General features: G+C 65.4%; 26 protein-coding genes. 7 read left to right on the forward strand and 19 right to left on the reverse strand.

Annotation, left to right across the window (positions count from 1 at the left end):
* Nucleotides 1–123: 123 nt before the first annotated feature.
* From AKJ09_RS02215 to AKJ09_RS02295, 19 genes are all read right to left on the reverse strand, one after another.
* Complete coding sequence (locus tag AKJ09_RS02215; protein WP_146645517.1) at nt 124–336, reverse strand: hypothetical protein; 213 nt, start codon at nt 334–336, stop codon at nt 124–126.
* Nucleotides 337–630: 294 nt separating this feature from the next.
* Nucleotides 631–1,467, reverse strand: coding sequence for an SDR family NAD(P)-dependent oxidoreductase (locus AKJ09_RS02220; protein WP_146645518.1), 837 nt, complete (start codon nt 1,465–1,467; stop codon nt 631–633).
* 50 nt (nt 1,468–1,517) lie between these two features.
* Nucleotides 1,518–1,937, reverse strand: coding sequence for an organic hydroperoxide resistance protein (locus AKJ09_RS02225; protein WP_146645519.1), 420 nt, complete (start codon nt 1,935–1,937; stop codon nt 1,518–1,520).
* On the reverse strand, nt 1,934–2,776 hold the full coding sequence (locus AKJ09_RS02230) for an isochorismatase family protein (protein WP_146645520.1): 843 nt from the start codon (nt 2,774–2,776) through the stop codon (nt 1,934–1,936). The genes AKJ09_RS02225 and AKJ09_RS02230 overlap by 4 nt, the downstream gene beginning before the upstream one ends.
* Nucleotides 2,777–2,938: 162 nt before the next feature.
* A complete protein-coding gene (locus tag AKJ09_RS02235; RefSeq protein WP_146645521.1) occupies nt 2,939–3,709 on the reverse strand; it encodes an SDR family NAD(P)-dependent oxidoreductase in 771 nt (256 codons plus the stop codon).
* Between the two features lie 107 nt (nt 3,710–3,816).
* Nucleotides 3,817–4,677: a pirin family protein gene (locus AKJ09_RS02240; protein WP_205633572.1), complete on the reverse strand. Its 861-nt coding sequence runs from the start codon at nt 4,675–4,677 to the stop codon at nt 3,817–3,819.
* A 99-nt stretch (nt 4,678–4,776) separates the two neighbouring features.
* A complete protein-coding gene (locus tag AKJ09_RS02245) occupies nt 4,777–5,232 on the reverse strand; it encodes a DoxX family membrane protein (protein ID WP_146645522.1) in 456 nt (151 codons plus the stop codon).
* 50 nt (nt 5,233–5,282) lie between these two features.
* Entirely contained in the window at nt 5,283–5,417 is a 135-nt protein-coding gene (locus AKJ09_RS55470; protein ID WP_275936603.1) for a hypothetical protein, read from the reverse strand.
* Between the two features lie 153 nt (nt 5,418–5,570).
* Nucleotides 5,571–6,056, reverse strand: coding sequence for a hypothetical protein (locus AKJ09_RS02250; protein WP_146645523.1), 486 nt, complete (start codon nt 6,054–6,056; stop codon nt 5,571–5,573).
* Nucleotides 6,057–6,585: 529 nt separating this feature from the next.
* The gene (locus tag AKJ09_RS52595) at nt 6,586–6,732 is read right to left on the reverse strand and encodes a hypothetical protein (protein ID WP_169927184.1); all 147 of its coding nucleotides are present in this window, start codon (nt 6,730–6,732) and stop codon (nt 6,586–6,588) included.
* 89 nt (nt 6,733–6,821) lie between these two features.
* Nucleotides 6,822–8,645, reverse strand: coding sequence for an IgGFc-binding protein (locus tag AKJ09_RS02255; RefSeq protein ID WP_146645524.1), 1,824 nt, complete (start codon nt 8,643–8,645; stop codon nt 6,822–6,824).
* Nucleotides 8,642–10,006, reverse strand: coding sequence for an RCC1 domain-containing protein (locus AKJ09_RS02260; RefSeq protein WP_146645525.1), 1,365 nt, complete (start codon nt 10,004–10,006; stop codon nt 8,642–8,644). The genes AKJ09_RS02255 and AKJ09_RS02260 overlap by 4 nt, the downstream gene beginning before the upstream one ends.
* Nucleotides 9,981–11,288 carry a hypothetical protein gene (locus AKJ09_RS02265; protein WP_146645526.1) on the reverse strand — a complete coding sequence of 436 codons (1,308 nt, stop codon included), beginning with the start codon at nt 11,286–11,288 and terminating at the stop codon, nt 9,981–9,983. The genes AKJ09_RS02260 and AKJ09_RS02265 overlap by 26 nt, the downstream gene beginning before the upstream one ends.
* Nucleotides 11,285–12,538 (reverse strand): WD40/YVTN/BNR-like repeat-containing protein, encoded by a 1,254-nt coding sequence (locus tag AKJ09_RS02270; protein WP_146645527.1) that lies wholly within the window; start codon nt 12,536–12,538, stop codon nt 11,285–11,287. The genes AKJ09_RS02265 and AKJ09_RS02270 overlap by 4 nt, the downstream gene beginning before the upstream one ends.
* Nucleotides 12,535–13,740: a hypothetical protein gene (locus AKJ09_RS02275; RefSeq protein WP_146645528.1), complete on the reverse strand. Its 1,206-nt coding sequence runs from the start codon at nt 13,738–13,740 to the stop codon at nt 12,535–12,537. The genes AKJ09_RS02270 and AKJ09_RS02275 overlap by 4 nt, the downstream gene beginning before the upstream one ends.
* Nucleotides 13,741–13,867: 127 nt before the next feature.
* Entirely contained in the window at nt 13,868–14,596 is a 729-nt protein-coding gene (locus AKJ09_RS02280; protein ID WP_146645529.1) for a hypothetical protein, read from the reverse strand.
* Entirely contained in the window at nt 14,593–15,123 is a 531-nt protein-coding gene (locus tag AKJ09_RS02285) for an RNA polymerase sigma factor (RefSeq protein ID WP_240488374.1), read from the reverse strand. Before AKJ09_RS02285 ends, AKJ09_RS02280 begins: the two co-directional genes overlap by 4 nt.
* 80 nt (nt 15,124–15,203) lie before the next feature.
* Nucleotides 15,204–16,109 carry a hypothetical protein gene (locus tag AKJ09_RS02290; protein WP_146645531.1) on the reverse strand — a complete coding sequence of 302 codons (906 nt, stop codon included), beginning with the start codon at nt 16,107–16,109 and terminating at the stop codon, nt 15,204–15,206.
* Nucleotides 16,110–16,405: 296 nt separating this feature from the next.
* Nucleotides 16,406–17,923, reverse strand: a complete 1,518-nt coding sequence (locus AKJ09_RS02295) for an FG-GAP repeat domain-containing protein (protein ID WP_146645532.1) — start codon at nt 17,921–17,923, stop codon at nt 16,406–16,408.
* A gap of 189 nt (nt 17,924–18,112) precedes the next feature.
* On the opposite strand from AKJ09_RS02295, the gene AKJ09_RS02300 reads away from it, so the two are divergent.
* From AKJ09_RS02300 to AKJ09_RS55990, 7 genes are all read left to right on the forward strand, one after another.
* Nucleotides 18,113–19,135: a hypothetical protein gene (locus AKJ09_RS02300; RefSeq protein WP_146645533.1), complete on the forward strand. Its 1,023-nt coding sequence runs from the start codon at nt 18,113–18,115 to the stop codon at nt 19,133–19,135.
* Between the two features lie 116 nt (nt 19,136–19,251).
* Nucleotides 19,252–19,815, forward strand: a complete 564-nt coding sequence (locus AKJ09_RS02305) for an RNA polymerase sigma factor (protein ID WP_146645534.1) — start codon at nt 19,252–19,254, stop codon at nt 19,813–19,815.
* Complete coding sequence (locus AKJ09_RS02310; protein WP_146645535.1) at nt 19,812–20,588, forward strand: tetratricopeptide repeat protein; 777 nt, start codon at nt 19,812–19,814, stop codon at nt 20,586–20,588. The genes AKJ09_RS02305 and AKJ09_RS02310 overlap by 4 nt, the downstream gene beginning before the upstream one ends.
* A gap of 11 nt (nt 20,589–20,599) precedes the next feature.
* Entirely contained in the window at nt 20,600–21,814 is a 1,215-nt protein-coding gene (locus tag AKJ09_RS02315; protein WP_146645536.1) for a hypothetical protein, read from the forward strand.
* Entirely contained in the window at nt 21,811–23,037 is a 1,227-nt protein-coding gene (locus AKJ09_RS02320; protein WP_146645537.1) for a hypothetical protein, read from the forward strand. Before AKJ09_RS02315 ends, AKJ09_RS02320 begins: the two co-directional genes overlap by 4 nt.
* Nucleotides 23,034–24,383 carry a hypothetical protein gene (locus tag AKJ09_RS02325; RefSeq protein WP_146645538.1) on the forward strand — a complete coding sequence of 450 codons (1,350 nt, stop codon included), beginning with the start codon at nt 23,034–23,036 and terminating at the stop codon, nt 24,381–24,383. Before AKJ09_RS02320 ends, AKJ09_RS02325 begins: the two co-directional genes overlap by 4 nt.
* Entirely contained in the window at nt 24,380–25,105 is a 726-nt protein-coding gene (locus AKJ09_RS55990; protein WP_146645539.1) for an RCC1 domain-containing protein, read from the forward strand. Before AKJ09_RS02325 ends, AKJ09_RS55990 begins: the two co-directional genes overlap by 4 nt.
* Nucleotides 25,106–25,551: the final 446 nt, after the last annotated feature.

A 25,551-nucleotide genomic window follows, 5' to 3' on the forward strand; every position in this document is an offset into this window, starting at 1 on the left:
CTCAGTCCCTCTTCTTGCCGCAACTCTAGAGCTAGTCACGCACCCGATACGCCGAATCGCCGCAAGCACCCGCAATCCGATTTTCGGGTGGCTTCAGACTGGTAGAAAATCTAGCCCATCGGGTCAGATTCTTACCCACGCACTCGGAATGCTCGGGCAATGCTCTTGCCGAGTCGTCGCGGGCGTTCGAAGTGCCCGCGCGAGGAGCTCGAACTCGTCTGCGAGCTGAGCCTCGAGATGCGGAAGAACGAGGGGATCGCGAATTCGACAGCGTTCGAGCTCGTCCACCATGAACCGGATTGTCGCGATGACGACCGGCGGCGTAGTGCTGATCATTGGGAGGACCTCTCAGCTCGCTGGAAGAGTGCTCGTTTGCTCATGGTGCGGGTCGGCTGAGCACGCTTCGTGCCGAGGGGAAATCCCGCGGCACATGCGTGATGATGCGCCAACGCCGAGAGCAGGTGGGTCATCCCGTTGCCCGCGGGGTCAAATGGCTACCCCCCGTTCTCTCGACCCCAGCGCCGAGAACAGAAGTCGTGCTGCGCCATTTCTTCGGGCGAGGGCGGGCGGCAGCGCTTCTCGAGAGTAACCAGCGTAAGCATGAACTTGCGCCGCCAATGATTGACTTCTTCAGAGATGAGCAGACTCCTCCGGCTCGCGCCCATGGGGCTTCGAGGCGGTGCCTGCGATGTCGGCGGGAGCCGACCGGTAGCGAGCCCCTGGCCCCCGGAGCGACCGGTTCGGCATGCGGTGCTGGCGTGCCACCTCATCCCCTTCCCAATCGGACACATCGGGTAGCGATGGAATGGTCACCACCTCGCCCCCGTCGAACCCGATCAGTGCCGCATCGACGAGGTCGTTTGCGCCCATGTTGTTCTGCCGCGGCAGCACGGCTTGGAAGTGGATTCCGCGCTGCGCAAACTCCTTGTGCAGCGCGAGGCTGAAGGCCAAGACGAACGCCTTGGTGCCCCCGTAGACAGCATTCTCCACTTCGGGCGCGATGCCCAGGATCGAGCCAATGTTGATGAACGCACCCGATCCTCGGCTCAGGAACTGCGGTAGGAGCGCGCGCGTCAGCCGCATCACCGCCGTGACGTTGACGTCGACCATCCGCGCGAGCTCCCCGGCGTCCGAGTCGAGCAACGAGGCCGGTGCTCCCACGCCGGCGTTGTTGACGAGCAGCGATACCTTCGGGTCACTGCTCAGCAAGGCCTCGATCCGGGTGAGATCGCCCTTGTCGCTCAGGTCGGCGGTCTCGGTCTCGATGCAGCGTCCCGTCTCGTGAGCAAGCCGAATGGCAAGAGCTTCGAGTTGCGGTCGGTCGCGCGCCACGAGGATGAGATCGTGACCGCGGCGTGCCAGCCGTTCGGCGTAGACGCGCCCGATCCCAGAGGAAGCGCCAGTCACGACCGCCGTGCCTTTCGAGTTCCCACGCGGAACTTCGCGGCGCCGAGGTATCTGATCCATGCGTTCGTCTCCATTCGACGACACGAGCGACTTCGAAGGGCTCATTCCGATCACGTGATTACGTTCGTGACGACCTCGATGTTGCCGTGCGTCGCCTTGGAGTACGGGCACGTCTGGTGTGCGGCATCTACAATGGCTCGCGCAATGTCCGGCTCCACGCCGGGCAGACGGACCGTATGACGCGCTTGAAGGGAGAAGGCGTCGCCCGTCAGACACAGGTCGACTTCGACGTCGTCGGCGGTGTCCGCCGGGAAGGCGACCTTCATCTTCCTGGCGACGAGCTGCATGGCGCTCAGGAAACACGCCGACCAGCCCACGGCGAACAGCTGCTCCGGGTTGGTGCCGTTTCCCGCCGTGCCCGGCGGCGACAACGTAACGGACAGGCGTCCGTCGTCGGTGCGAGAGGCGCCCTCGCGGCCTCCCCTGGTGTGGGCCCTGGCAGTGTAGAGCACTTTCTTGAGTGACGTCATGGTGGAAACTTCTTCGATGAAGGTTGGCATTCTTGCTTCGATGGATTGAACGAGCTCCCGCTCGCGGCGACTGAAGCAGCAGCGCGAACCGCGCGCACGCGGGCGCCCCTGCGAACCTGCGAACCTGCGAACCTGCGAACCTGCGAACCTGCAACACAGGGAAGGCCGCGGCGCGCTGGCGAGCAACTCGTGCGGCGTGATTCAGGCCACCTTCTGGTTTTTCCTTGCCCACGGGGCAGCGGGTGCCCCTTGATCGTGTTGATCTCGACCAGGTACTCCGGGAAGACTTCCCGCGCGTGCTGAGCGAGGGGCGACGCCCAATCGCGGAACCACTCGGTGATGATCGCGACCGTGTCGTTGGGAACGGCGCCCGCCTGGATCAGCCTCATCACGGCCATGTCGTGCTCTTCCTTCGAACGGTCGCCCACGGCGTCCTCGACGAAGGTCACCTCGTAGCCTTCCGAGAGGGCGTGCACCGCCGGAAAGGTCAGGCACGTCGACGTGACGATCCCCCCCATCACGAGCTTCTTGCGGCCCGTTGCCTTGACTGCGGCGACGAACGCCTCGTCCTCCCACGCATTCATCGACGTACGGTCGATCTCGTTCACGTGGGGCAACTCCGCCTTGAGCGAGGGGATCGTCGGTTGATCGACTCCCATCTTGACCGCGACGGTGCTGAGGACGACGGGGATCTCCATCCGGCGAGCCATTGTGGCCAGCGTGCGCGCGTTGAGCTCGATGACTTTCTTGTCCTTGCCGTAGACAAAGTCCAAGACGCCGGGCTGATACTCAATCAGCACGAGCGCGCAGTCCTTCGAGTCCCAAATCGGATTCTTCATCGTTCTTCTCCTGTGAGTGCCGGGGCGCAGTACCTCGGCAGCGACTCGAGGACCGTACGGTACGCGAGAGTGCTGCGGTACCCGCCTTTGGTCGGCACCCGCCTTTGGTCGGGTGCTCGTGCGAGGCGCCTCGGTTCCTCCGACCCGAGCATGGTCGTTCCCTCAGGTAAAGTTGGCTCCGCCGTCGACGACGATCGTCTGGCCGTTCACGTAGGCGCCGTCGTCGGAGAAGAGGAAGGCCACCATCGCCGCCAGGTCCTCGGGGACGCCGAGTCGCGGGGACCGCACCGACGCGAGGATCTCGGTGCGATATTCCTGGGTGGTGGCCTCGAGCGCGGCGCGCGTGAGGATCACCCCGGGAGCGACGGAGTTGCAGCGGACGCCATGCTTGCCTCCGAGGGTGGCGGTGTGGCGGGTGAGCCCGTAGAGCGCGGCCTTCGCGGATTGATAGGCAACGCGTCGAGCCTCGCCCATCCAAACCGCCGTCGACATCGTGTTGACGATGGCACCACCCCCCTGCTTGATCATGATGGGCAGGGCGTGCCGGACGCCGTGCATGTACCCGGTGAGCGTCACGTCGATCGTGTGTCGCCACACGTCGATCGGTACCGTCATGACGTCGCTGTCACGTCCGACGGTGTTCTGGGAGAGATCGGCGGCCACGTTGAACAAGCCATCTAGCCGCCCGTGCTCGTTGACCGTGAAGTCGACGAGGTCCTTGTACGACGTCTCGTCGGTGATATCGAGTCGTCGCGAAGTCGCCTTCCAGCCGCCGGCGCGGATCTCGTCGGCGATGAGCCGGGCAGCCGATTCGTTCAGATCGGCGACCACCACGGTCGCCCCCTCCTGAGCGAGCCGCACGGCGGTCGCTCCGCCGATGTTTCCCGGCGCAGCGCCGGCGATGATGGCGATCTTGTTCTTCAGACCTCTCATGACAAATCTCCTCTTGTCTTGCGGGTGGCGGCCGACCGGATATCAGCCTCGACTGTCTCGTTTGCGCGCTCGATGTGCGGAGTGTGAAGTCGCTGCGGGGATTCGGCTCAGATGCGGACCCGACGGCGCAGGGTCCCGTTCGCCTCGAGCTCCGCACCGATGCGCCGGATCTCGGTCTCGCCCTCTTCGAGTGCTTCCCCGCTCGTGTGCACGGAGTAGTACCCAAGGACGAGATCGTGCGGATGCTTTCGCGCCGAGCCGAGCACGAAGCGCGTAGGTCCGTCGGCGATGAAATCGATCGGCTCCGAACCTTTGGCGAAGACAGCGACCTCCCCGCTTGGAATGTCGGCCCTCACTGTCCGCAAGGCGCCGTCGCCGACAGCGACCCAGGCCACGTCGTGGCCCTTCGGCGGAGTGAACGTCCAGCGCTCGCCGTCCAGAAGTCTCACGACGAGGTACGTCATCATCGGCGGCGCCGCGATGGGACTCGTCATGCCGTCGTAGGTTCCGAGGATCACGCGGACGCGGCCGTCGGTCGGTACCTCGTCGGGCATGACGTAGTGACTCTGACTGGGGCCGTTTTCGAGCTCGGGGGGAAGAGCGACCCAGAGCTGGAACACCTTCACGTCTCCGGGTTGCGCTTGTCCGGTGTGCCACACACCGTTTCCTGCACGCATCCACTCGATGCTCCCAGCTGGGAGGACTTCGTCCGTGCCTGTCGTCTCGGCGACACGTACGGCACCGTCGAGAATCACGGTTACTGTCGCGATGCCGGAGTGCGGATGCCAGAGTTGGTCCATCGGAATCCGCTCGTTGCCCTCGAATACGGCCAGATCGAGGAAGACGAAGGGCTTCATGAGCTCGCCAAGGTCCGACGGGCTCACGAGCCGCGTGATGGGGCCACGCGTGTGTCCGCGCGTTCGGTACAGGACTTCGCGAACGGGAGTTTCAATTTGGTGTGCCAACATGACTCTCTCCTTCGATGATTGTGGGTTGTTCGGTCCGGCTCACCGCCGGGCGGGTGATGCAGGCCCCCGAGTCCAGCTCGAAGGCCGCGATTGTTCTCCTCAGCGCGCCTCCGCAACGAAGAGATCCTCTCGTTCCCCGACACGGGCCTTCGCCGCGCGCGGCAGGCCTTGCATACGAAGCATGGGGGCGAACGCGTCACGGTGTGCCCAAGCGAGGTAAACCTCGAGACCGAGCACCATCAGCGGAACAGCGAAGCCGCCATGCGCCAGGAAGACGTGAAAGCCAACGATGTTCACGATCACCGGCGCGAGCAGCGTCAACGCGAGCGGAACGAATCTCCCCGACAGGAGCATGAGGCCGGAGACGACCTCGGTGACCGCGAGGAGCGGGAGCATGTAGCCCGTCGCCATGAGCGCACCGAAGAACTCCGCAGGCGGCCCCGAGATCGGCGGCTGCGGCAAGAACGGGACAAGCTTGTTGAGGCCCATGAGGGCAAACAGGAGCCCAAGGCCGATGCGCGCAACGGTGGGAAGCTTTCGAGCGATGGCATTCATGATGGTTCCTCGTTTCGTTGAGAACACTGGTGTCGGTTTGGAAGCGCCCCTCACACGGCGCTCTGGGCGGCGGCCCTGACGCCCTGGACATCGAGCTCGATATCGACGCGATCGCCGACCAGGATCCCGCCCGTCTCGAGCCGGTGGATGGCTTCGCGTTCGGGCGCCACCGAGGCGACCGTCACGCGCCGTCTTCATGGCATTAGGGATACGATCGTCCCGTTCTTCGAATTAGAGGCCTCGGTCTGGAAGAACTATCCCGCACATGGGATAATCAGCCACGGACCTCAACGAAATGCTGGTTTTCGCGCGCGTCGTGCAGGGTTGTCGGCGCAGCATCACGCTGCGATGGCCTCGTTGCGTTCCACCAGGCGAGAGCACTGACGGCTGCACCTCGCACAAGCGCGAACTTCGATGACCACGTGCGCAGGCCACGAACTCACGAGGGCCGCAACGTCGTCGGCCGTGAGTCGCGTGATCAAGGGGAGTGCAGCCCATGCCTCGATGTCGTAGTGGCGCCCGCAGGCGCACGCTCGCTGCGCGCGGCTTCGCATGAGTCCGTCCGTCCTTTCGAAGAGGAGTGTCTGATGGTGAGAGCCTCCGAGCGCTTTCTCGACCACAGCGTCGTCGCGTTTGGTCGCGACGGCGCTCTCGCCGAGCTCGCCCTTCCCCCCCGTGATGAACGAAACCTTTATGGCGCCCGGAGCCGAGGCAACACTCGGCTTCGCTTTACGCGCAGGCGTGCAGCCCGCAAGGGCAACCGGGCTCGAGACCAAGCCCGCAGCTCCGGTCCAGAGTGCAAGATCGCGAACCAGCTCGTACATCGCGGCACCTATCCTCGACGAAAGCACCAGCACGCGCCGTGCCATCACTGATTCGCGTGATGAGTCGAGGCGATGGACGAATCGCACGGGTCAAGAAGTTGCCCGTCGGGAAAGGAACCGCTCCGTTCATCGGCAAAAGCGACCAAGCGCTCGCCGAGAATCAGGCGGCTTGCGTGACCTTCGATGGAGCCGACAAGATTCACCCGTGCCCCCCCTTACGTGACACGCGAGGAAGCTCACACGGTCATGTTCCTGGGTCGCGGAGCCGACGCCGTCGTCGTGGGCAAACGTGCTGTCGAATACAATCCAGAATCGCCGGGCCTGCTCGCCAATCTCGCACTCGCCCAACGATCCCCAAGCGACCTCGACGGCGCGCTGCAAAACACCGCAAGAGCGCGCGAGGCGCCTTCTGCGGACGCCATCACGCTCGCTCTAGTGAGCGCGAGCTGCGAGGCGAAAGCCGGAAAACGCCCGCGTACCAACCGTCTTCCGGTCGCCGGTTTCCCATCATCGAATCTGGAATCTGCGCTCAGTAAGGCCAGGGTGCGCCGGGCAACTCGAGCCGTGAATCGGCGGGCACGCGAATTCCGAAATGCCGGTCGAGGATTTCGAACGTCTCCGTGCGCGCGGAGATCGCGTGCTTCGTGGCCTGACCATCGCGCGAAGAGGTCGACATGGCGACTCGGCTACCGCTGCACGAACCCAATTTGCACGCCACCACGACACGCGCTCGGCGAACGACGCCGGTAGGCAAAAGACAGGGGCTCAGTGGACGATGAGGGACGTGTTGACGAGCTTGCGCTGCGCCTGGCCGCCCGGATAGGCGTAGCTGGAGAAGTAGTCCCAACCCCAGATGGTCGCCGTGAAAGGACCATTGCTGCGCATGCGCTGGAGCCCCGCCATGCAGGTCGTCGCCGAGCCGCCGTCCCCGAACGTCTCGCCGGGTCCTCGCGACCGCGCGAGGTCGACGCGCGTGAACTCGTATTCGCCGCGCGTTCCGACGGGCTTCCATCGCTCGAGAGTGCCCGCGCATTCGAGCCAGACGTCCTCGAAGTGCTTGTTCGGACCGTCGGTCACACGTCGCACGATGACGAGCGAGATCTCGGCGAAGGTCGGGTCGGCGTAGAAGCTGTACGCGTTCAGATACTGCTTCGCAGGGACGACGTTGACGAACTCTGGATCGCCCGAACTGTCGAAGTTCGGCGCGGTATTCCCGTCTCCGTTGCCACCGGTCATGTGCGCAGACACGTAGATCGGGTGTTCGACGTCCTGCGTGCGCACGACGAACGCGTCGCCCGTGCCGCGCAGAAAGGTCGCGACTTCGCCGGCGTTCAGAGTCGTGGGAGCCCCAGGCGGAATCTCGGGATCGTAGTCGAGTCGCGTGCCGTCACGCGCCGCGACGATACGATAGGGCACCGGCTCGTGCTCGTTGCGCGTACGCGGCCGGTAGGCCACGCCGACATATTCGTTGCCCCACTGTTCGAATGCCGGGATTTGTTGCAACAGCATGTCGCAAGCTCCGGCGCCCGTCGGAATGCTCGCGCACGTGTTGCCGCCGAAGATGGTCGTCGGCTTCGTCGAGGTGACGATGCTTCCCGTGAGATCTTCGCCCTGGGCGATCTGCAGGATCTGCCCCCGGTCGATACGGTAGGTTGCCGACTTGCGCGCAGCGACACCGACGACATCATGACCGTCGAGGATATCGACGGTCGGCACGATGGTGACGTCCGTGCCGTCCTCGGACGCGACGATCTGCGTGCCAGGAACCCCCGACGCGCTGGCGGACCACCCGTCGACGACCATGTGCTCCTTCGCCCACGTGGCGACGGGAAGCACGAGCGTGGCCGCTGGATGGTAGGAGGCTGCGCCGCCGAAGGGAAACATCGACGTGAGCGAGACGGGCACGTCCGACGTCAGGTGGAGCGAAGCGCCAACGCCTGTCATGTCCGGCACGGTGTCGTCGTAGTTCGCCGGCGTCGTTCCGAGAGGACATGCCACGTAATGGCTAGCCGAATTCATGGGCGTGCCCGGCTTCGTGTCGGAGACGAAGAGGATAACGCTCTCGCCAGGAGCGATCGCGCCGGTATGCGGTTCGAACTTGGTAGTTCCGGGCTTGGTCTGGAAAACGGATTTCGAAGTGTCGAGGACTTTGCCCTCGAGTTCGAGCTGCACGTTCGCGGGCTGCAGCGAGGTATTGACGATGAACGCGGCGTGACAGCTGTGCTCCCACCCCTTGTCCATCAGGGACGTCTGGAAATAGAAGTCACAACCGTTCGAGCTTCGGTCGGCCGCGGCCGCGGAGCACGGATCTTGGCACCGCCCGGCGCCGCACGCCGTCTGGGCACTACAGGTCTCGAGAACTTCGCCCGTGCACGTGCTGATGACGGAGCGACCGTCGAGCGAGCATTGAAGTTGGCAGTTAGAAGCGTCGGCCGAGTCGTCGACCGAGGCCTCCGGCACGATACTTTTGTTGTCGTCGCCGAATCCATTGGGCGAACTGTCCGAGCACGCGGCGAGCAACGCCGTCGCTACGAACGCCATGCCGAATGCGGCCGGGACCAGACGTCGAGTGGAGAGCAGACGATTCATGGCAGAACGACCTCTTGCGGCACGAGGCTCGGGACCCTGAGTTTTCCATTCCCCAGCTGTCCGTAATAGTTCGCGCCCCAGCAATGGACTTTGCCGTTCGTCAGGAGCGCACACGTCGAATCAGGCATCGCCTTGATGCGAGCGGCAGGAGCCGGCAGCCCCGAGACCTTCACGGCCGAATAGGCCGTGTCTTTGGTGCCGTCGCCCGCCTGCCCGCTCGTGTTCAATCCCCAGCAGTAGACCGCGCCGGACGCACCGACGGCGCACCACCGTTGCGGGCGAATCGTGGTCACTTCGGACTCCATCCGCGACTGCGCGATCGTCGTCGAGATGTCGACGAGCGGCTCCGGGGCCACCACAGGAGTGGGCATGGCGTGATCGAAAGGGGTATTTCCGCCGATCAACGTTCCCCAGCAATAGCCAATACCGCCCACGGCCGCACATCCACTCTCGCGCGTGAGATCGAGCGACGTGACGCTCGCGAGGGCCATCGGCCGCGGATACGGGTCGGGGCTGAGCGAGCTCACACGAGCCAGCGGGGGATCGGCGCCCCAGCTCGCGGTCGAACCGTCGTCACGCACGACGACGGTCGCCCTGCCGACGAACAGCTCGCGAACCGGCGCGCCGCTGGGCAACGTGATCGGCTTCGGGCCGAGCACCTTCGACGCGGGATCGGTCGACAGGGGTGAGAGCTGCGCATTCGAGTTCTTGCCCCAGCACGTGACGCCGTCGGCGAGGAGCACGCAGCCGACCTCTTCACCGATGCCGATGGTTTTCACCGAATCGAAGGGCAACTCGATCGGCGAGGCTTCGGTGGTCCGCGCACCACTCCCGTCGCGAAGGAACGGGCCCGTGCCCCAACACGACGCCTTTCCATTCTTGTCGATCGCGCAGGTGTGCGCGAGCCGAACGACGTCATTGAGCCCCGGAACGCGGGTCGGCGTGGCGCTGTCCATCGTGACCGCGTCGCCTCGCCCGAGCTGGGCTGCGCCGTTCGCTCCCCAGCACGCCACGGTGCCGTCGTCGAGCAGGGCGCAGTAGCCCTCGCCGTAATCGTTCTTGTCGCGCGCGGTGGTGGTCACGAGCGCCGTCGCACACGGCGGCGTGCTGCAGACGACCGGGGCCGCTCCGCCGTCGAACCACGGCAGGGCGCTGTCCGCCGTTGCGTCGGCGTCGCCGGAGTCCACCACTGCCGACGAAGCGTCGCGCGAGGCATCGCTTCCGCCGTCGATCCCGTCGGTCGACGCTGCAGGTTCATCGTCCGAGGCGCAGTTCGTCAGCAGGGCGGCCGAAAGCAGACAGCCGACGAATAGCGGCGCGACGACTGCACGATGATCAAGGAGTCGTCTTGTGAAGCGCATAGCGGACTCCGATGGCCCAAATGTTGGTATTGGAAGTGCCCCGAATCTCGTAGATGGGGCGGGTGGACGGGGCTTCGCCGAGCGCGATGGTGGAGATGCCGAAGGCGCCGCCGTCCCAGATCTCGCTGCCACTTCGGAACAGCAGTCCCTTGCCGCTCAGCCAGACGTCGGTGGGTGTCCACCACAAGCCGCTGAAGGGATTCGGGCTCACATCGTAGACCACCTCGGCCTGCACGAAGGTGGTATTGCCGCCTTCGTCCGAGACGCGGGAGATCACTCGCCCCTCATGCAGGCCGATCACCTCGGTCGGGGAGATGGCGTTGATGTCGACGAGCCAACCGCGAGCGCCGATCCTCACCGTGTCGGGACGGTCTTCGCAGTCCGAGAAGTCGCCCGGGAATTGGCCGTCGACGAGGCGACGATAGCCGGTGGAGGTCTTGCGAATCAGGAGCGGACACGCGACAAACTTCCGGGCACGTGCTCCCGAGAACCAAACCCCATCTGCGGAGAGGCCTGCACCGCCGAGGAAGAAGATTTGCTCTCCATCCACGTCGACGTCGTTGGCAACGTAGTCGACCACCCATTCGTGATCACCGCCGGCCTTGCTGGTCCAGCGATAGATCGTATTCCGGAACCAGGCATAGACGTCGTCGCGGCTCGTTCCAAAGACGCCCAGGGTCGGATAGTTCATCCCCATGAAGCGGTCGTTGGGATATCCCGCGAACGGATCGCCGGGGCCCGCGTCGCTCGCCGGCTGGAGATTCTGCTTCGACCACGTCCAGGGTGTCCCTGGCGCCGTCGGGCGCGTTCCGTGGAACATGTAGCCCGGTCCGACGCCGAAGAAGACTTCGTTCTCGTCCGGCGCCCAGATTCGCCCGGCGTAGTTTCCGAGGCCGTCAAAGTTCTGCGTGCCGTCGTCGATGTAGCTCCAGCTCTGCGTGTCGTCGCTCCACTGGAGGACGCGCACGCCAAGCGTCGGGCTCTCGGCGATCGCGAAGGCATGCTTGCCGACGGGCCAGATGTCCTTCATCGAGAGGTCGGCGTCCGGCAGGACGGTCGTGCACCATCCCGCGGCGCTGCACGTCGGACGCTCGACGTGACCGTCGGGAACGACCGCGGTATCGGCGTCGGCATCGACCGTGGGGGCAGCTTCAGGAACGACCACCGAACTACCGTCGAGCGGCGCCACTCCGGGATCGTTCGACGACGTGGCACAGGCAACGAGCAAGCCGCCCGTGCCGAGCGAGACGAGTGCGCCGAAGACGAGATAGGATGCCCTCACGGTTGTCCTCCGAGGGAAAGAACGACGCCGTCTCCACCCACCCAGACGTGGCCCGGCCCCGAAGACCAAACCGTGGTGAGCTTCGGACGCCGATTGCCAATGCCGGCGACCTTCACGCGCGACCAGCTCTTGCCGTCGTAGTGGAGGACCACGCCGTGCTCACCGACGGCCCAGATATCGCTCGACGAAGTGCCCCACATCGCATGGAGATCCTCGGTCGTCGGCACGTTCGCGACGACCTCCCAGAGCGTGAGATCGCCGGTATTGTGACGAATCGTGCCGGCCGCGCCGACCGCCCAGGCATCCGACGACGAGGCGGCCCAAACGGCATTGAGCGAGTTCTTCGTCTGCGTATTGGAGCCCTTCGCGCTCGGCGTTTCGCCGTCGGCATCGGTCACGAAGACGGCCGAACCACTTTCGCCGACAGCCCACAGTGCGTCCTTCGAAGCTCCGTGGACGCCGTTGACGTACCTGCATCCTTCGACGGTGCAGGCGGCACCGATCGCCGATTGAGCCCAGAGGACGCTGTCCGGCGAACGGCGCATGCGCCACACGCCAGGAATGTCCAACGAGACGGTGCTAACCGACGCGATCCAGCACCATTCGGCGTCCGGCGCTGCCCACGCCGATCGGAACTCGACGATCCAATCGCCCAAGCGTCGCTCTTCACCCGTGTATCCGGGGACGACCGGCGTCCAGCCACCGGCCGAGGGCGGAGCGCCCCCGTCGATGTCGATCGAACGCGTGAAGGTCAGCTGGAAGGAGCTGATCGCGACTTCGCCCGACGTCGGCAGCCACAGCCCGCGCAGCGTGTTCTTCGTCCCGAGGTCCGAGCGCGTCCACGTGGTGCCGTCGAAGTGAGCGAGCGACCCGAGCGCTCCCGCGGCCCAGACGTCCGAAGGGCCGCGACCACGAATCACGTTGATGCCCCGCCGCACATCGAGCGGACCGCCGGCCGTATTCGGCTCGTATGGACCATTCGGGCAAAGCGCATCCGCCCCGCAGTCACTCGGGAACCAATCACAGTCCGCGCAAGGAGCGGCGTCCGGAGCGGGCGCGTCTTCAGAGGCGTCGACGGCCGCGTCCACCGGCACGGGGATCACCGACGCGTCGGTACCGAGGCTGTCGACATTCGACTCGTTCGAGGCGCATGCGGCGGCAGCAACGAGGACCCCAGAGGCGGTGATCGCTTGCCAGCTCACGAGCTTCTTCGCCAGGCTCACGGCCGTACTCCGTTCATGCTGTTTCATTGGGGTCCGCTCCCGGCATCCGGCGCGGGGCACGGCTCGACCACGCAACGACCACCGACGCACGCCTGGCCGGCGACGGCATTGCAGACAATTCCGCAACCTCCGCAGTTGCGCGGATCGCTATTCGTGTCGACTTCGCATCCGTCGGCTTGCTCGTTGCCGTTGCAATCCGCTCGGCCGTCGACACACTTCGCCCGGCAGTTGCCGTTGACGCACATTCCGATGATGGTGGAGTCGCGGGATCCACACGCGACTCCGCACGCACCGCAGTTCTTCGGATCGGTCGAGAAATCGTAGCAATCCCCGGAGCAGTTAGGCCCCGTACACGTCACGTCGAGCGGGCAGAACGATTTGCCCGTCCCGCACATGCACATGCTGAGGTTGTTGGAGACGGAACTTCGGCATTGCGTGCCGGAATCGCACTTGTGGCCGCAGGTTTGGCAGTTGTCGTTCGTCGTCGTTGGCGTCTCGCAACCGTTCGTTTCGTCGCCGTCGCAATTGTCCCAGCCCGGGTAGCACTTCAGCTGGTCGCATTTCGCGGCCACGCAACCGTAGTAGGCATTCAGATTCGGATCGAGGTCGCCTTTGCCACCCGCCCAATCGCATTCAACGCCGCAGGCGCCGCAATTCGAATCGTCGTTGCTCGGGTCGATGCAAGAGTCGCCGCACTTCAGCTGTCCATCAGGACAACCGCACGAATAGATGCCCTTCCACCCAGGATCGACGCAAGGCTTGTCCGGGTCGGTGCACTTGACGGCGCAGCTACCGCAATGGTCGTTCGAGAGAGGGGAGGCCTCACAGCCGTTGTCGGGGATGCCGTCACAATCGAGCGTCAATGGCGACACTCGACACGACATCACGCACTGGCCGTCCACGCATTCGTAGCGTTCGCGGAACGTCAGCTCCGGGCAAACGACGCCGCACGCACCGCAGTTGTTGCGGTCCGTCAGCAAGTTCACGTCGCAGGGAAATTCCGAGTTCGGGCAATTCGTCCAACCCGTCGGGCACTGATTCGAAGGGCAATAGGAGACGAGCGTGTCTGCGGGCGCCGAAGCTTCCGCCTCGGCCGCGGCGTCTTGCTCGATGAACGAAGGCCCCGTCGCCGGGGGCTGCGTACCGAGACGCTCTTCCGTCGTCGAACACCCGCCCACGAGGAGGATGGAGGCCGCGACGACCGATACGACGATAACGCTCGCTCTCATCGCACGCTTCCCCAGCTCGAGAGGGCCAAGCTTTCATCGGCCGACGAAGCCAGCCTCGATTGGCCCATGCGCGATTGATCCATGTTGCGGTGATGCCAGGCGTCCGTGACGATTATGAACAAATCGATCAATCGCGATATTGGTCGACGATATTTCGAACTCGCCGCAAATGCGGTGACGACGGGAAGCGCGCCTCGAAAGCACGAGCGCGCTCGCGCATTTCGTCGAGGCGTCCCAGCTTGGCGAGCGCCTCGATGCCGATGCGTTCGCGCTCCTGCACGAACGTGCCCGCCGGACACCTCGCAGCGAAGTCACGAATCAGCTTGAGCGCCCCCTTGGCATTCCCAGCTCGGAGCGCCCCGTCCGCCTCGTCTACGCGCTCGACTTCGTCGTCACACGACTCGGCGGCCGAAGACGCCGGGCGGGCGGGTCCCCGCTCTCGACTCGCCGTAGGCAGCGAACCGACGGGCACCGGAGCCAGTGCCGGTTCCGGCGCCTGCGTGGCCGTGCGCTCCGCGGTCGAGTCGACGGGTGGCGCGACCACGGGGCTCGCTTGCTGCGCGGCCGTGGCCTGCACGTTCACGGGCGATGCCGCATGCCGTTCGACGTGATTCGAGGAGACGAGCCATGTGCTCGTCACGATGGCCACGACCGACAGCGCAGAGACCGTCGTCCAGAGCGAACGACTGCCGATCGCCCCGGCACGACGCCCGGTGCGCGCCGCTTGCAGCGCCTTCGGCATGGCAGAGAGAGGAGCGAGGTCGTCACGTTGCTTGTGAATCAGGGCGCGCATCAACTCGACCTCGCGCGGCTGCTCGCCTTCGAGGTCCAGGATCCTCGGCGGATCGGTGCTCATCGGAAATTCTCCCGGGCTTGGTGACGACGAACGGCTTCGTAGACGAGCTCACGCGCGGCCCGCAGCCTCGAGTACGCCGTCTGGAGCGGAATTTCCGCCGCCTCGGCAACCTCTTGCATGCTGAGCTCCTCGAGCTCGTAGAGGACGAACACCGCGCGCTTGTCGTCATCCAGTTGATCGAGGATCCCCGCCAGGATCCGGCGGGCGTCCTGGGCGTCGAGAGTCTCGGCAGGTGTGCGCGGGTCGATCGCGTCGAGCGCGTCGCCCTTTGCCGTCTCCCGCACGCGGCTCCGGCGACGCCGATGGCGCGAGGTGACGCGAATGGCGATGCCATGGACCCACGCGCGGAGCGAGCCACGCGGCTCGAAGTCCGCGACCTTCCGATGCACGACGATGAAGACGTCCTGCATGACGTCGTCGATGTCTTCGGAGGCCACCCCCAGGTGCCGGAGGACCCGGTGTACGTAAGGGGCGTACTCGCGAAAGATCGCTTCTGCGTCGGGGGAACCGGTCAACGGAACGTCCACCGCTGCCCCTCCGGACGAGACGAACGAAGCGACAGGGGATGGGTGCACGGCGCGGTTATCTCCATCCCCGGAGGCCATTATTACAAAATCGTGTGCAGACCCCCGAAGGCTACGAAAACCGCGGTTCGGTCAGTCGTATAGAAGCGCTTCGACTCCCCCTCGTTGCTGACGTAGGTGAATGCGTACCGCTGGATGGGGACGTCGAGCCCGAGCTCGAGCCTCACTGCCGTCGGCCCTCGTGGAACCTGGAAGGCGACCGCCGCCGTGGGACCGCCGATGCGCCGCCAAGCGTCGCTACGGTCGAGCACACCGACCGTTCGGGGAATGATTGCTCCAAAGAAGCCGCCCGCACAGGCATCGCCGCGAATCACACGGGCGTCCACGAAGGCCACACATCCGCGCAGGCGCTGCTCGAGGACGGAGAAGTGTCCGCGGACCGGGCCCTGCTCGAGCGTCTGCGGCCACGCATACGACAAGGCCCAGTCGAAGCTGAGGCGCGAGCCTGGCTTCTCCAGACGAGCCAGCGCGAGGACGGAGCCGGAGAACGAAGGGAGCAGGCCCGTCTCGCCCGAGATCCCTGCGCCGAGCCTCAGCTGGAAGGGGGTCGGCACGCTCACGGACGCGCTCGGCTTCGCGATCATCGGCCGAGGAAGCGCCACCACGGGCGCGGGCGGTGGAGCTGGCGCGGTCTCGTTCGGAGACGGCTCGACCGTTTCGTGCGTCGCTCGAGGAGGAGGCTCTTCGGCCACCGGCTCCTGCTCGCGATTCGGATCGATGAAGAGCGCCACGACGACGGTGGCCGCTCGCAAGAGGCTCGCGCAGCTCTTCGCATGGATCTCTCGCTCGCCGAGGAGCGTGCCTCCGCGATCACGCTGTGCGATGTGAGCCCTCCACCGCGTGTCGTCCGCAGCGCTCTCTTCGCCGTCGATGAGAATGTCGGCGTGTGCGCGATCCGCGAAGGGCGAGCGCCCGAGTTTTTCGGCCACGGCGGAACGAAGCGCCGGTTCGGTGACGCAGGCCGCGCGCGCTCGGGAGTGCCACGACAGGGCAAACGTCGTGTTCGTCGCATCCGGGGCCTCGGCACGCGCAGCACGCCCAAACCATGCGAACGAGGCGACGAGAGCTCCCACGACGAGGGCGGCATGAACGAGCGCCCTCGCGCGCGATGTCGCCCGACACCGATGCATTTCGGCCGGCAGTCTATCGTACCGACCTCACGATCGTGCTCGAAACGATCGCCGCGGCGGGCCCAGGCTTCGCCGGGAGCCCGGGACTCTCGGGCTCAGCGGGTGCCGCGGTAGAAGTGCCAGACGGGCGCGGCCTGGGTGCCGAACGGCTGCTTGTGCTTGGCGAGATCGGGGTCTTCCGTGACGACGAGATCGAGTCGTCCGTCGCCATCGAGGTCGATCGTGGCCCAGCTCGTGCTCAGATCGCCCGACGTGGTGGCGTTGATGCTTTCGCGCTGACTGGGGATTTTCCAGGCGAGGGCGGTCGTGTCGAAGCCGCTTCCGGTGTTCGGATAGAGGCGCCAGATCGGCGACGAGTCCGTTCCGTACGGCTTGTCTCCGCCGGAGGGATCGGTCGTGACGACGAGGTCCGCCTTTCCATCGCCGTCCAGATCGAGCGTCGACCATCGGCGGCCACTCGACATCGAAGACGTCCGATCGATGCGCTCCGGAGTCACCGGAACGCGCCAATCGGTACCCGAGCGATCGAATCCGGTGCCGAGGTTCTTGTAGATCTTCCACGCTGGCGCCGTCTCCGACCCGAACGGCACGTTGGAACGAGCCGGGTCCGACGACATCACGAGATCGGGCTTTCCATCGCCGTCGATGTCCGTCGTCGACCATTGACGGTCGGCCGTGGAGACGTTTGCATCGTTGATGCCGTACGTCCCCGAGTCGGCCGGGACGGCCCAGTCGATGCCCGTGCGGTCGAAGCCCGTGCCCGTGTTACGGAAGATCTTCCACACGGGAGCGCCGCTCGTCCCGAAGACCTTGCCGCCCGTACTCGGATCCGCGGTGATGACGATTTCCGGTTTGCCGTCACCGTCGATATCCATCGTCGTCCAATGACGGCCGAGCGCCGTCGACGCGGATGTGGCGCTGATTCCGTCTTGATAAACGGGAATCGTCCAATCGATCGAATTCCGCTCGAATCCCGAGCCGGTATTCTTGTAGACCTTCCAGAGCGGCGCAGCAGACGTGCCAAAGGGCTCGTAGAAACCCTTCGGATCGGACGTGACGACGAGGTCGAGCTTCCCATCGCCGTCGATATCCATCGTCGTCCAGACATTGCTGCCCGTATTCAGATTCGTCGCGTAAAGGCCTTTCGAGTGGACCGGGACGGGCCAGTCGACGGCGTTGCGGTCGAATCCCGTGCCGGTGTTCTTGTAGACCTTCCAGAGCGGCGCTTCGGTCGTGCCGAACGCTGTCTGGAACTTCGCTGGATCGCAGGTGGCGACGAGATCGGGTTTGTGGTCCCCGTCGATATCGAGCGTGCTCCAGCAGCCGTCCATGCCGAGCTGGTTCGGTGCATAGACGCCGTCGCCGTAAACCGGCAAGGTCCAGTCGGCGGGCTTCGTCGCGAAACGCGGCGTACCGGCCTCGATCGCGGCATCGGGCGCTCCGCCGTCGGTCTCGACCACGGGGTCGATACCGGCCTCCGCCGTGCTCTTCTCGGGCTGGGGCGGAGATTCTTTCGCGTCTTCCCGTACGCCTGATCCACAATTCAGCGCTGCGAGAGCAACGAGCCCGCTCGCGCACGCATACGCGTACAAGACCATCCCACCGTTTTTCATCCGCCGTTCTCTCCGCGGTCGCGCACGTTGCGAGCATCTCTACGATGCGTCGCACGTGTTCCTCGCCGCCCCCCTCCTCTGGCACAAAGCACGGACCGCATCCAGCCCACGGAGCGTCTCGGATGCGGTCCACGACACACCGCGTCACGCGGGTCGAACCTCGCCGCCTGGAGTATCCTGCCGGCGATCGTGGGTTCGCGCCGTGTTCGCGTCATCGCTCGGCTTCTCCTCGTCGCGATTTTCGCGTCGTGGACGACGCGCGCAGCGCGTGCCGAAGCCGTGGGCGGCGCGGCGGTCGATCTCGTTTACGTCGCGCCGCCCGAATGCCCGACGGCCGACGCCTTCCGGCGAGCGCTCGTCGCACGCGTGCCCGACGCCCTCGACGACACGCGCGTGTTCACGGCCGTGCACGTCGCGCTCGAAAGGAACACGGCGGCAGGAGCAGCCATTTCGGGCGTGCTCGTGCTCGTCCGTCCCGACCGCACGTCGGTGACACGGACTCTCGAGGCCGATCGATGTGACGAGGTCGTCGACGGGCTCGCCCTCATGGCGGCCATCGCCTTCGAGAACGAGCGACAGGCGCCACGTCCAAAACACGAGACACCGATCGCCCCACGCCAAGCGCCCGAGCGAACACCGGCCCGCCCATCTCCCCTTCGAATGTCGGTCGGCGTGCAAGGAGCCCTCGTAGGCGGCGTGACCTCCAAGTCGCTATGGACGCTCCGTTCGTTCTTCGACGTGGCGCGAGCGTCGCGCGGCATCTTCGCCCCTTCGGCGCGCATCGCGTTCGAGTCGTCGATTCCAACGCACCTCGATCCGTCGTTGGGCGACGCGCCCGGCCTCCCAGGCGCGCGCGTCCACTGGAGCGCCGGCTCACTCGGCATCTGCCCCCTCCGCCTCAGCTTGGCTTCGTGGGCGGGCGCTCGCCCGTGCCTGGAAGGCGATGTCGGCTTCGTCAGCATCTCGGGTCCCGAAGGCGGCCGACCTCGGACCGCGACGAAGTTCTGGGCTCATACGGCCGTGCTTGCGCGCGTTGACGCCGAGGCCCCGTGGATCATTGGCGACCGAAAGGCAGGCTCGTTCTTCGTCGAGCTCGAGGGTGGCCTCGTCGTGCCACTGACGCGCTACACGGTCACCTTCGGCGGCTCGAAGCTCTACACCGTACCGGCCGCTTCGTTTCAGGTCGGAGCCGGTCTGGGGCTACGCTTCTAGCCTGGATTTCAGGGCGTTTCGGCCCGAGGCCAAACCCGCCCTTCGTCACGCTCGCGAATTCGCAGCGAGCTCGCGGATTGTTCGATCAAACGTTTCTCGAGCGGCATAAGAGCAACATGGCTTCGACGTTCTCCGCTCCGGCGGAGCGCGAGATGGTCACGATGACGTCCACGTCCGAAAGGGTGAGGCTCGCCGTCCGGACCCACTATCCCCCGGTCTGGCGGTCACTCCGCCGTTTGGGGGCCTCGGAAGCCGACGCCGACGACGTTGCCCAAGAAGTCTTTCTCGTCTTCTCGAAGCGCGTCGACGACGTCGCTCCCGAGAGCGAGAAGCGCTTTCTCTTCCGAACCGCGTTTCGCATGCTCGCGACGGCGCGCCGTTCTCGTTCGCGTCGCCGCGAAGAGAGCGATGACGCCATCGACGAGGTGCGCGACTCCGCACCGACGCCCGAAGAACAGTGGGACGAGCGGCAACGGCTCGAAACCCTCGACCGCCTGCTCGGTCAGCTGCCCTTCGAGCTGCGCGCCGTGTTGACTCTCTGCGCGATCGAACAAGTGACCGCGCGCGATGCCGCCGAAATTCTGGAACTCCCTCAAGGGACCGTCGCTTCGCGCCTCGCCCGAGCACGCGACACGATGGCCGAGCTCGTTCGACGCGAACGAGCACGAGGACCGCGATGAACGACGATATCGACAACTACCTCGAGACGCTGTTCGAGACAGCGCGCAGCGACGGCGCCAGCCGCATGGCAACGTCGGAGCGCCGCGTTCTCGACGCCATCGCCGCCTCCTCCACACTCGCCACGGGCTCGCTCTCCGCGATGCGCAGCTCGTGGATGAAAGGCTCGCTCTTCGGTGCCATCGTCGTGGGCCTCGCGGTCGTCGCATTCCGCCTGACCGGAGGCAACGCCACGAAGACGACCGATGCCATGGTCAGCGCGGCCACGCCCGCTCCTTTCGCCGCGTCGGGTGAACCATCTCCTCATGCGGTGAACGACTCTCCTCCCGAGATTCCCTCGATCGCCGTCGACCAGTTGCCCTCCTCGCAGGTCCCGTCGAAACCGAACCGGCCGCGCAGCGTTCCAGCTCCGTCTGCGGAGCCCACGACGGCCTCGACGCGCTCGAGCCTCGAAGCAGCGACGGCGCCCGAGGCGGCGTCCCCTCGCCCGCTCAATTCCATCGCCGAACAGATTCGCCTCGTGGACTCCGCACGACGACACGTCGCTGCCCACGAAGGTCGAGAAGCGCTCGCTGTACTCGATGACTACGCACGTCGCTTTCCCGGTGGAGCGCTCGACGAAGAGGCCACGGCCCTGCGCGTCGAAGCCCTGGATCGGGCCGGCGATCACGCTGCCGCCGTCGCTCTCGGCCGACGCTTCATGAGCGCGAATCCGAACAGTGCCTACGCGTCGCGCGTCGCACTCGTCATCGCCAAGTCCCCGCCGCACGATTGAAGGAGACTCACGTGAATTCCAGGCACCGCCCTGCCCTCACGGCCACGGGCCGTAGGCTCCCTCGCGCCTGCATTTGGCTGCTCAAGGCCTCGCTTCCCATCGCGCTCGTCGCCGCGTGCGCCGTGAGCGAGACGCCCGTCGACATCGGAGACGGCTTTCCGGATGCCGGCTCTGGGGCACCCTCGTTCACGCCTCCGCCCGAGGCGGGCGCCGACGTGTCGCTGCCTGCTCAGGTGATGTGCATGGCGAGCGAGTGCCCGGCGCCGCTCGGCACGTGCACCACGAGTCGCTTCAAATGCGATATCGACTTTTCGTCCGATGACAACAATTGCGGCGGATGCGGAATCGTCTGTCCGAACTATGACCAGATTCGCCTCCCCACCCACTGCAACAACGGCGTTTGCGTGGGAAGTTGTGGTGCGGAAGCCATCGATTGCAATGGTCTCGTCGACGACGGGTGCGAGACACTCGTCAAGCAAGACCCGAAGAACTGCGGTGCATGCGGCAACGATTGTGGACCGGGCATTCCTTGCTTGGACGGGAAATGCGGTTGCACCCCGCCGCTGAGCCTTTGCGATGGCCGCTGCGTCAACCTATCGAATAACGCCCTCAACTGCGGTGCGTGCGGCCACGCTTGTGACCACTCCAACCTGCCCCCGCCGCCTCCTCATATGGCGTATGGCTGCGGTGGTGGAGAATGCGGAAAGATCGGTTGCGTGGACGGCTGGGCCGACTGCAACGACGATTGGGTCACCAAACACTACGAGTCCGACGGCTGCGAGGTCCAGCTCAATGCGGAGCCAAATTGTGGTTCGTGCGGAAAGACGTGCAACCCCGGTCAGCGTTGCGAGTACCGGCCTCAAACCGGGGATTATCGATGCATCTGCGAGCCGGGCGAGACGGAGTGCATCGGGGCGTACTGCGTCGACATCCTGACCGATCCGACGAACTGCGGAGGATGCGGAATCATTTGCCCAGGTGCCTCGTCGTCGGCCGTGCCCACGCACGCCACGCCGGTTTGTCGGAGCGGTGTCTGCGGCCTGGATTGTGACGTGGGCTGGTCCGATTGCGATTCCAAGTCGGCCAACGGCTGCGAGACCAACATCGCACGCGATCCCAACCATTGTGGCTCGTGCACGAACGCCTGCGACTCGTCCGACGGGCAGCCGTGCGTCGGCGGCACCTGTTTGACCAAACCTTGTGACGACGAGGGACCGACCAAATGAACCGAAGGGTTCTCTTTCTGTCAACGCTCGTCATGGCTGCGAGCAGCGCGCATCTCGTCTCGGCCTGCGCCGAGTCGAACGACGTCGCTGACTCCCACGACGGCGCGAGCACGGCACTCCCGTCCGAGGCGACGGAGGCAGGTGGGGAAGCCATCGGCGATGGCGGCCTCTTGCCGAGCGACGCGGCAACGGATGCCGCCTGCAGCGGCGACGTGACCGAGCCCACGTGTTTCGTGGCAAAGGATTGCGCGAGCGCGACGTTCTGCGCCGAGAACGCCGATTTGGATTCGCGCTATACACTCTTCGCAGTACGCGGTTCGAGCAAGAACGACGTCTGGACCGTGGGGGCAGGCGGTACGATCCTGCACTACGACGGCAGCACCTGGTCGCCGGTGCCGATCGAGAGACGGGAGTCGCTCTATTCACTCTGGGTCACCAGCCCGAACGACGTCTGGTTCATCGGCAGCGGCACGGCCATCTGGCACGGCACCGGCCCCCTCGGAACGGATTTCACCTTCGCGGGGGCCGCGATTCGACCGACTCCCAGCTACAACGCACCGTTCCCGGCCGCTTGGATGTCGCCCGATCAAACCATCTTGATGGTGGGCGGCGGAACGTTCTGGCAGCCGGGCGCAACGGTGCCGGGAAGCATCTGGGCCCTCAGTGGCATGTCCACGAAGCCCACGTGGACCTCGGCCGGAAACACCGTCATGATGGATGCCTTCTGGAGCAACGGCACCGACCTCTGGCGCGTCGGTCCGAAAGCACTTGCGCAGCGCTCGTTGGGCTTCTGGTCACTCGCGCCAACGGCGATGAGGAATGCCGCGTGGCAACAGCTCGACCCGCAGACGAGCGTCGAGCTCACGTCGATCATTGGGTTCTCGGACGGCAACGTGTGGACGGTCGGCAAACAAGGCACCGTCCGTCGCTATTCGGGCGGTCCGATTCCCCGATTCGACATCGTTCCGGTTCCGACGGACGTGGACCTCTCCGGAATCTGGGGCACCTCGTCGAACGATCTCTGGGTCGTCGGTGACCGCGCGACGATTCTGCATTGGGACGGACAAAGGTGGACGCATGCGCCGACGTTCGTTCCCGGCCACAGCCTACCCGACCTCCATGGCGTCTGGGGCAGCGGTGGCGACGTATGGGCCGTTGGTGCGGGCGCCATCCTTCGGCTCCAGCACCCTACGCAGAGCGATGCAGGCGGAGGTGTGCAGTGAGCTGGGTCACGGTTTCGAAAAGCGGGTCGTTGCTCCTCGTCGGCCTTCTTGCGGCCGCCGCGTGCGCGAACGACGAATCGTCGTCGACGAACAAGCAACCGACGTCCGAGACAGACACCGACGCGGGATCGACCACGCTCGACGGTGCCGCGCCGGATGGCGGCAGTTCCGATGCGGGCAAGGAAGGCGGAAGCGAGGACGCGGCCGTCGATGCAGATGCTGCGGTCCCGACGTGCAGCAAAGAAGGCTGGTGTCGACTCGCGCTGCCGAGCAACGCCGGGAAGGCAACGCTCGTGGGCGTATGGGGCGACGGTCAGGGGACCGTCTGGGCCGTCAGCACGGAAGGCAACATCCTTCGATGGGACGGCACGTCGTGGACCGTGGCGCGCCCCGGCACCGATCCTCTCTACGCGATTTGGGGCAGCGGCCCAACGGATCTTTGGGTAAGCAGCGCGGCGGGGATTCTCCACGGCAGCGGCTCGAGCTCCGCATCGCTCGCGTGGACGCTCACTCCACTCGACTCGCTTCCGGGCGACCTGACGACGACCTTCGGCACGATCGGCGGCACCAGTCCCACGAACATTTGGATAGCCGGTTTTCGTGAGCACAACGTGAACGGGTTTGGATACAGCGTGAGCCGAGTCCTCCGGTATCTCGGTCCGGGGAGCAATCCGGCGTGGGCTCTCGAAACCGACCTCTCCACCGGTGACACGCTCCCCCCCGACACCTTTTCCCGCAGTCAATGGACCAAAGTGCTTGGTACGTCGAGCGGCGACGTCTACGTCGTAGGCAGAGCCCGCGGCATTAACCAACCAGACCCGGACCTCAAGTTTCCAGCGTCAGTCAAGCATCGGGACGTGCACCCAGACGGAACGGCCGTTTGGACCGAGATGTACAACTCGATTACGCCAAACTGGGACGATCGTACTCCGTGCTGGTGGTTCATGTTCAATGCCGGCATGCCTCCCGATGGGCGGCCGTCATGGTTCCCTATCGCGGCGGGTGCACGCGGGAACCGAATCTGGCTCGCCAGCGGTTACAACGCAGAGCGGTACGCGGTCGCCACGTTCGACGAGATGATGTCGTCGACGGCATGGACGTGTGATGCGTTCTCTTTCGGAGACAGCGTCGCACGAAATGCGATTTGGGTTTCCGGTGAGAACGAAGCCTGGTCGGTCGGCGACTTCGGACGCATCAATCATTTCGACGGCACGACGTGGAAGATAGCGGCAGTCACCGCGACGTCGCTTCCGATTACCCAAGATCTCTTGGATATCTGGGGTGACGATCACGCACTCTGGGTCGTCGGAAAAGGCATCGCTCTTCGAAAGTTGCTGAATCCATGAGATCCCACCGACTGCATCTGTTCCTCGCGCTCGCGGCTGGTTCGGCCGTTCTCCTCGCCATTGCGGCTTGCAGCAGCTCGGAGACCCCTTCGTTCGTTGACGCCCCCGACGGCGCCGGCGAGACGGGCGCCTCGTTGCCGCCCGCCCAGAGCGACGCCACCATCCCTGGCGACGCGGGCACCAATTCGGATGTGAGCGCACCGCCCATCGACGAGAGCGTGGAGTGCTCGGTGACCCCGTGCGTAACGCAGATCGCCGCCGGTACGAGTCACTACTGCGCGCGCATCTCCGACGGCACGGTTCGATGCTGGGGAAACAACTCCCGAGGCCAACTAGGCCTCGGCCAAGACGATGGCGGGTTCTCGGCCGACGCGGGCCCGAACCCGGGAACCGTGGAGGGCCTCACCGACGTCGTGCAGGTCGACGTCCAATCCGGAACGTCATGCGCCGTATCGAAAGACGGCGCGGTAAAGTGCTGGGGCGACAATGCCACCGGGGCATCGGTAAGATCACCGGAAGCTGGGGTCAGGACACGACCCCTCACCCCGTGCCCCAGACCGTCACGCTCCCAGGGCCTGCGCGCCGCGTGGATGTCTACTCCCTCTCTTCGTTCTTCGCTTCGGCGTGCGCCACGCTCGACGGCGACGAGCTCTGGTGTTGGGGCGCAAACGGCGCCGACACAGTCGGCTACCTCGCCCGAAGCACGCTCAAGAACTCCATGATCGCGGAGCCTGGGCTCGCCGATCGCCTCGCTCCGTATCCCGGGGCCCGCTTCGGTACGGCGGGCGGCCCGTTCGTCATCACGAAGAACCAGCGCATCGTCGAGTGGAGCACGTACTCGGGACGCGACACCGTCGCGAATTCCGCAGCTCCATATCCCATCGAGCTGGCGCTCGAAGGCGTCACCACCTTCAGCTCGAGCGAATCGCATGCGTGCGCCATCGTTCAGGGCCAGGTCGAGTGCTGGACGCACGGCACCCCCAACGTCTACATCTGCGACGGGACGGGCGCGAACACGACAGCCAAGCTGCCGACCCTCGCCAAGACAAGGGGAAACGCGTCTCCGCGCGAGCTCGCGCTCGGCCTCAACACGACCGGAACGTGCGTCCGCATGAGCGACGGCACCGTCCAGTGCTGTGGCGACAACGTCAACGGAGGTCTCGCAACG

The sequence above is a fragment of the Labilithrix luteola genome (genome assembly GCF_001263205.1).
GTDB lineage: Bacteria > Myxococcota_A > Polyangia > Polyangiales > Polyangiaceae > Labilithrix > Labilithrix luteola.

Coding starts and splice junctions, on each gene's coding strand:
- AKJ09_RS52595 (WP_169927184.1), bottom strand. CDS start 6,732: ATGTCGACCTCTTCGCGCGATGGTCAGGCCACGAAGCACGCGATCTCC.
- AKJ09_RS02240 (WP_205633572.1), bottom strand. CDS start 4,677: ATGTTGGCACACCAAATTGAAACTCCCGTTCGCGAAGTCCTGTACCGA.
- AKJ09_RS02270 (WP_146645527.1), bottom strand. CDS start 12,538: ATGAAACAGCATGAACGGAGTACGGCCGTGAGCCTGGCGAAGAAGCTC.
- AKJ09_RS55990 (WP_146645539.1), top strand. CDS start 24,380: ATGAGATCCCACCGACTGCATCTGTTCCTCGCGCTCGCGGCTGGTTCG.
- AKJ09_RS02295 (WP_146645532.1), bottom strand. CDS start 17,923: ATGAAAAACGGTGGGATGGTCTTGTACGCGTATGCGTGCGCGAGCGGG.
- AKJ09_RS02320 (WP_146645537.1), top strand. CDS start 21,811: ATGAACCGAAGGGTTCTCTTTCTGTCAACGCTCGTCATGGCTGCGAGC.
- AKJ09_RS02305 (WP_146645534.1), top strand. CDS start 19,252: ATGGCTTCGACGTTCTCCGCTCCGGCGGAGCGCGAGATGGTCACGATG.
- AKJ09_RS02275 (WP_146645528.1), bottom strand. CDS start 13,740: ATGAGAGCGAGCGTTATCGTCGTATCGGTCGTCGCGGCCTCCATCCTC.
- AKJ09_RS02220 (WP_146645518.1), bottom strand. CDS start 1,467: ATGGATCAGATACCTCGGCGCCGCGAAGTTCCGCGTGGGAACTCGAAA.
- AKJ09_RS02225 (WP_146645519.1), bottom strand. CDS start 1,937: ATGACGTCACTCAAGAAAGTGCTCTACACTGCCAGGGCCCACACCAGG.
- AKJ09_RS02310 (WP_146645535.1), top strand. CDS start 19,812: ATGAACGACGATATCGACAACTACCTCGAGACGCTGTTCGAGACAGCG.
- AKJ09_RS02260 (WP_146645525.1), bottom strand. CDS start 10,006: ATGCGCTTCACAAGACGACTCCTTGATCATCGTGCAGTCGTCGCGCCG.
- AKJ09_RS02230 (WP_146645520.1), bottom strand. CDS start 2,776: ATGAAGAATCCGATTTGGGACTCGAAGGACTGCGCGCTCGTGCTGATT.
- AKJ09_RS02280 (WP_146645529.1), bottom strand. CDS start 14,596: ATGAGCACCGATCCGCCGAGGATCCTGGACCTCGAAGGCGAGCAGCCG.
- AKJ09_RS02215 (WP_146645517.1), bottom strand. CDS start 336: ATGATCAGCACTACGCCGCCGGTCGTCATCGCGACAATCCGGTTCATG.
- AKJ09_RS02245 (WP_146645522.1), bottom strand. CDS start 5,232: ATGAATGCCATCGCTCGAAAGCTTCCCACCGTTGCGCGCATCGGCCTT.
- AKJ09_RS02235 (WP_146645521.1), bottom strand. CDS start 3,709: ATGAGAGGTCTGAAGAACAAGATCGCCATCATCGCCGGCGCTGCGCCG.
- AKJ09_RS02255 (WP_146645524.1), bottom strand. CDS start 8,645: ATGAATCGTCTGCTCTCCACTCGACGTCTGGTCCCGGCCGCATTCGGC.
- AKJ09_RS02250 (WP_146645523.1), bottom strand. CDS start 6,056: ATGTACGAGCTGGTTCGCGATCTTGCACTCTGGACCGGAGCTGCGGGC.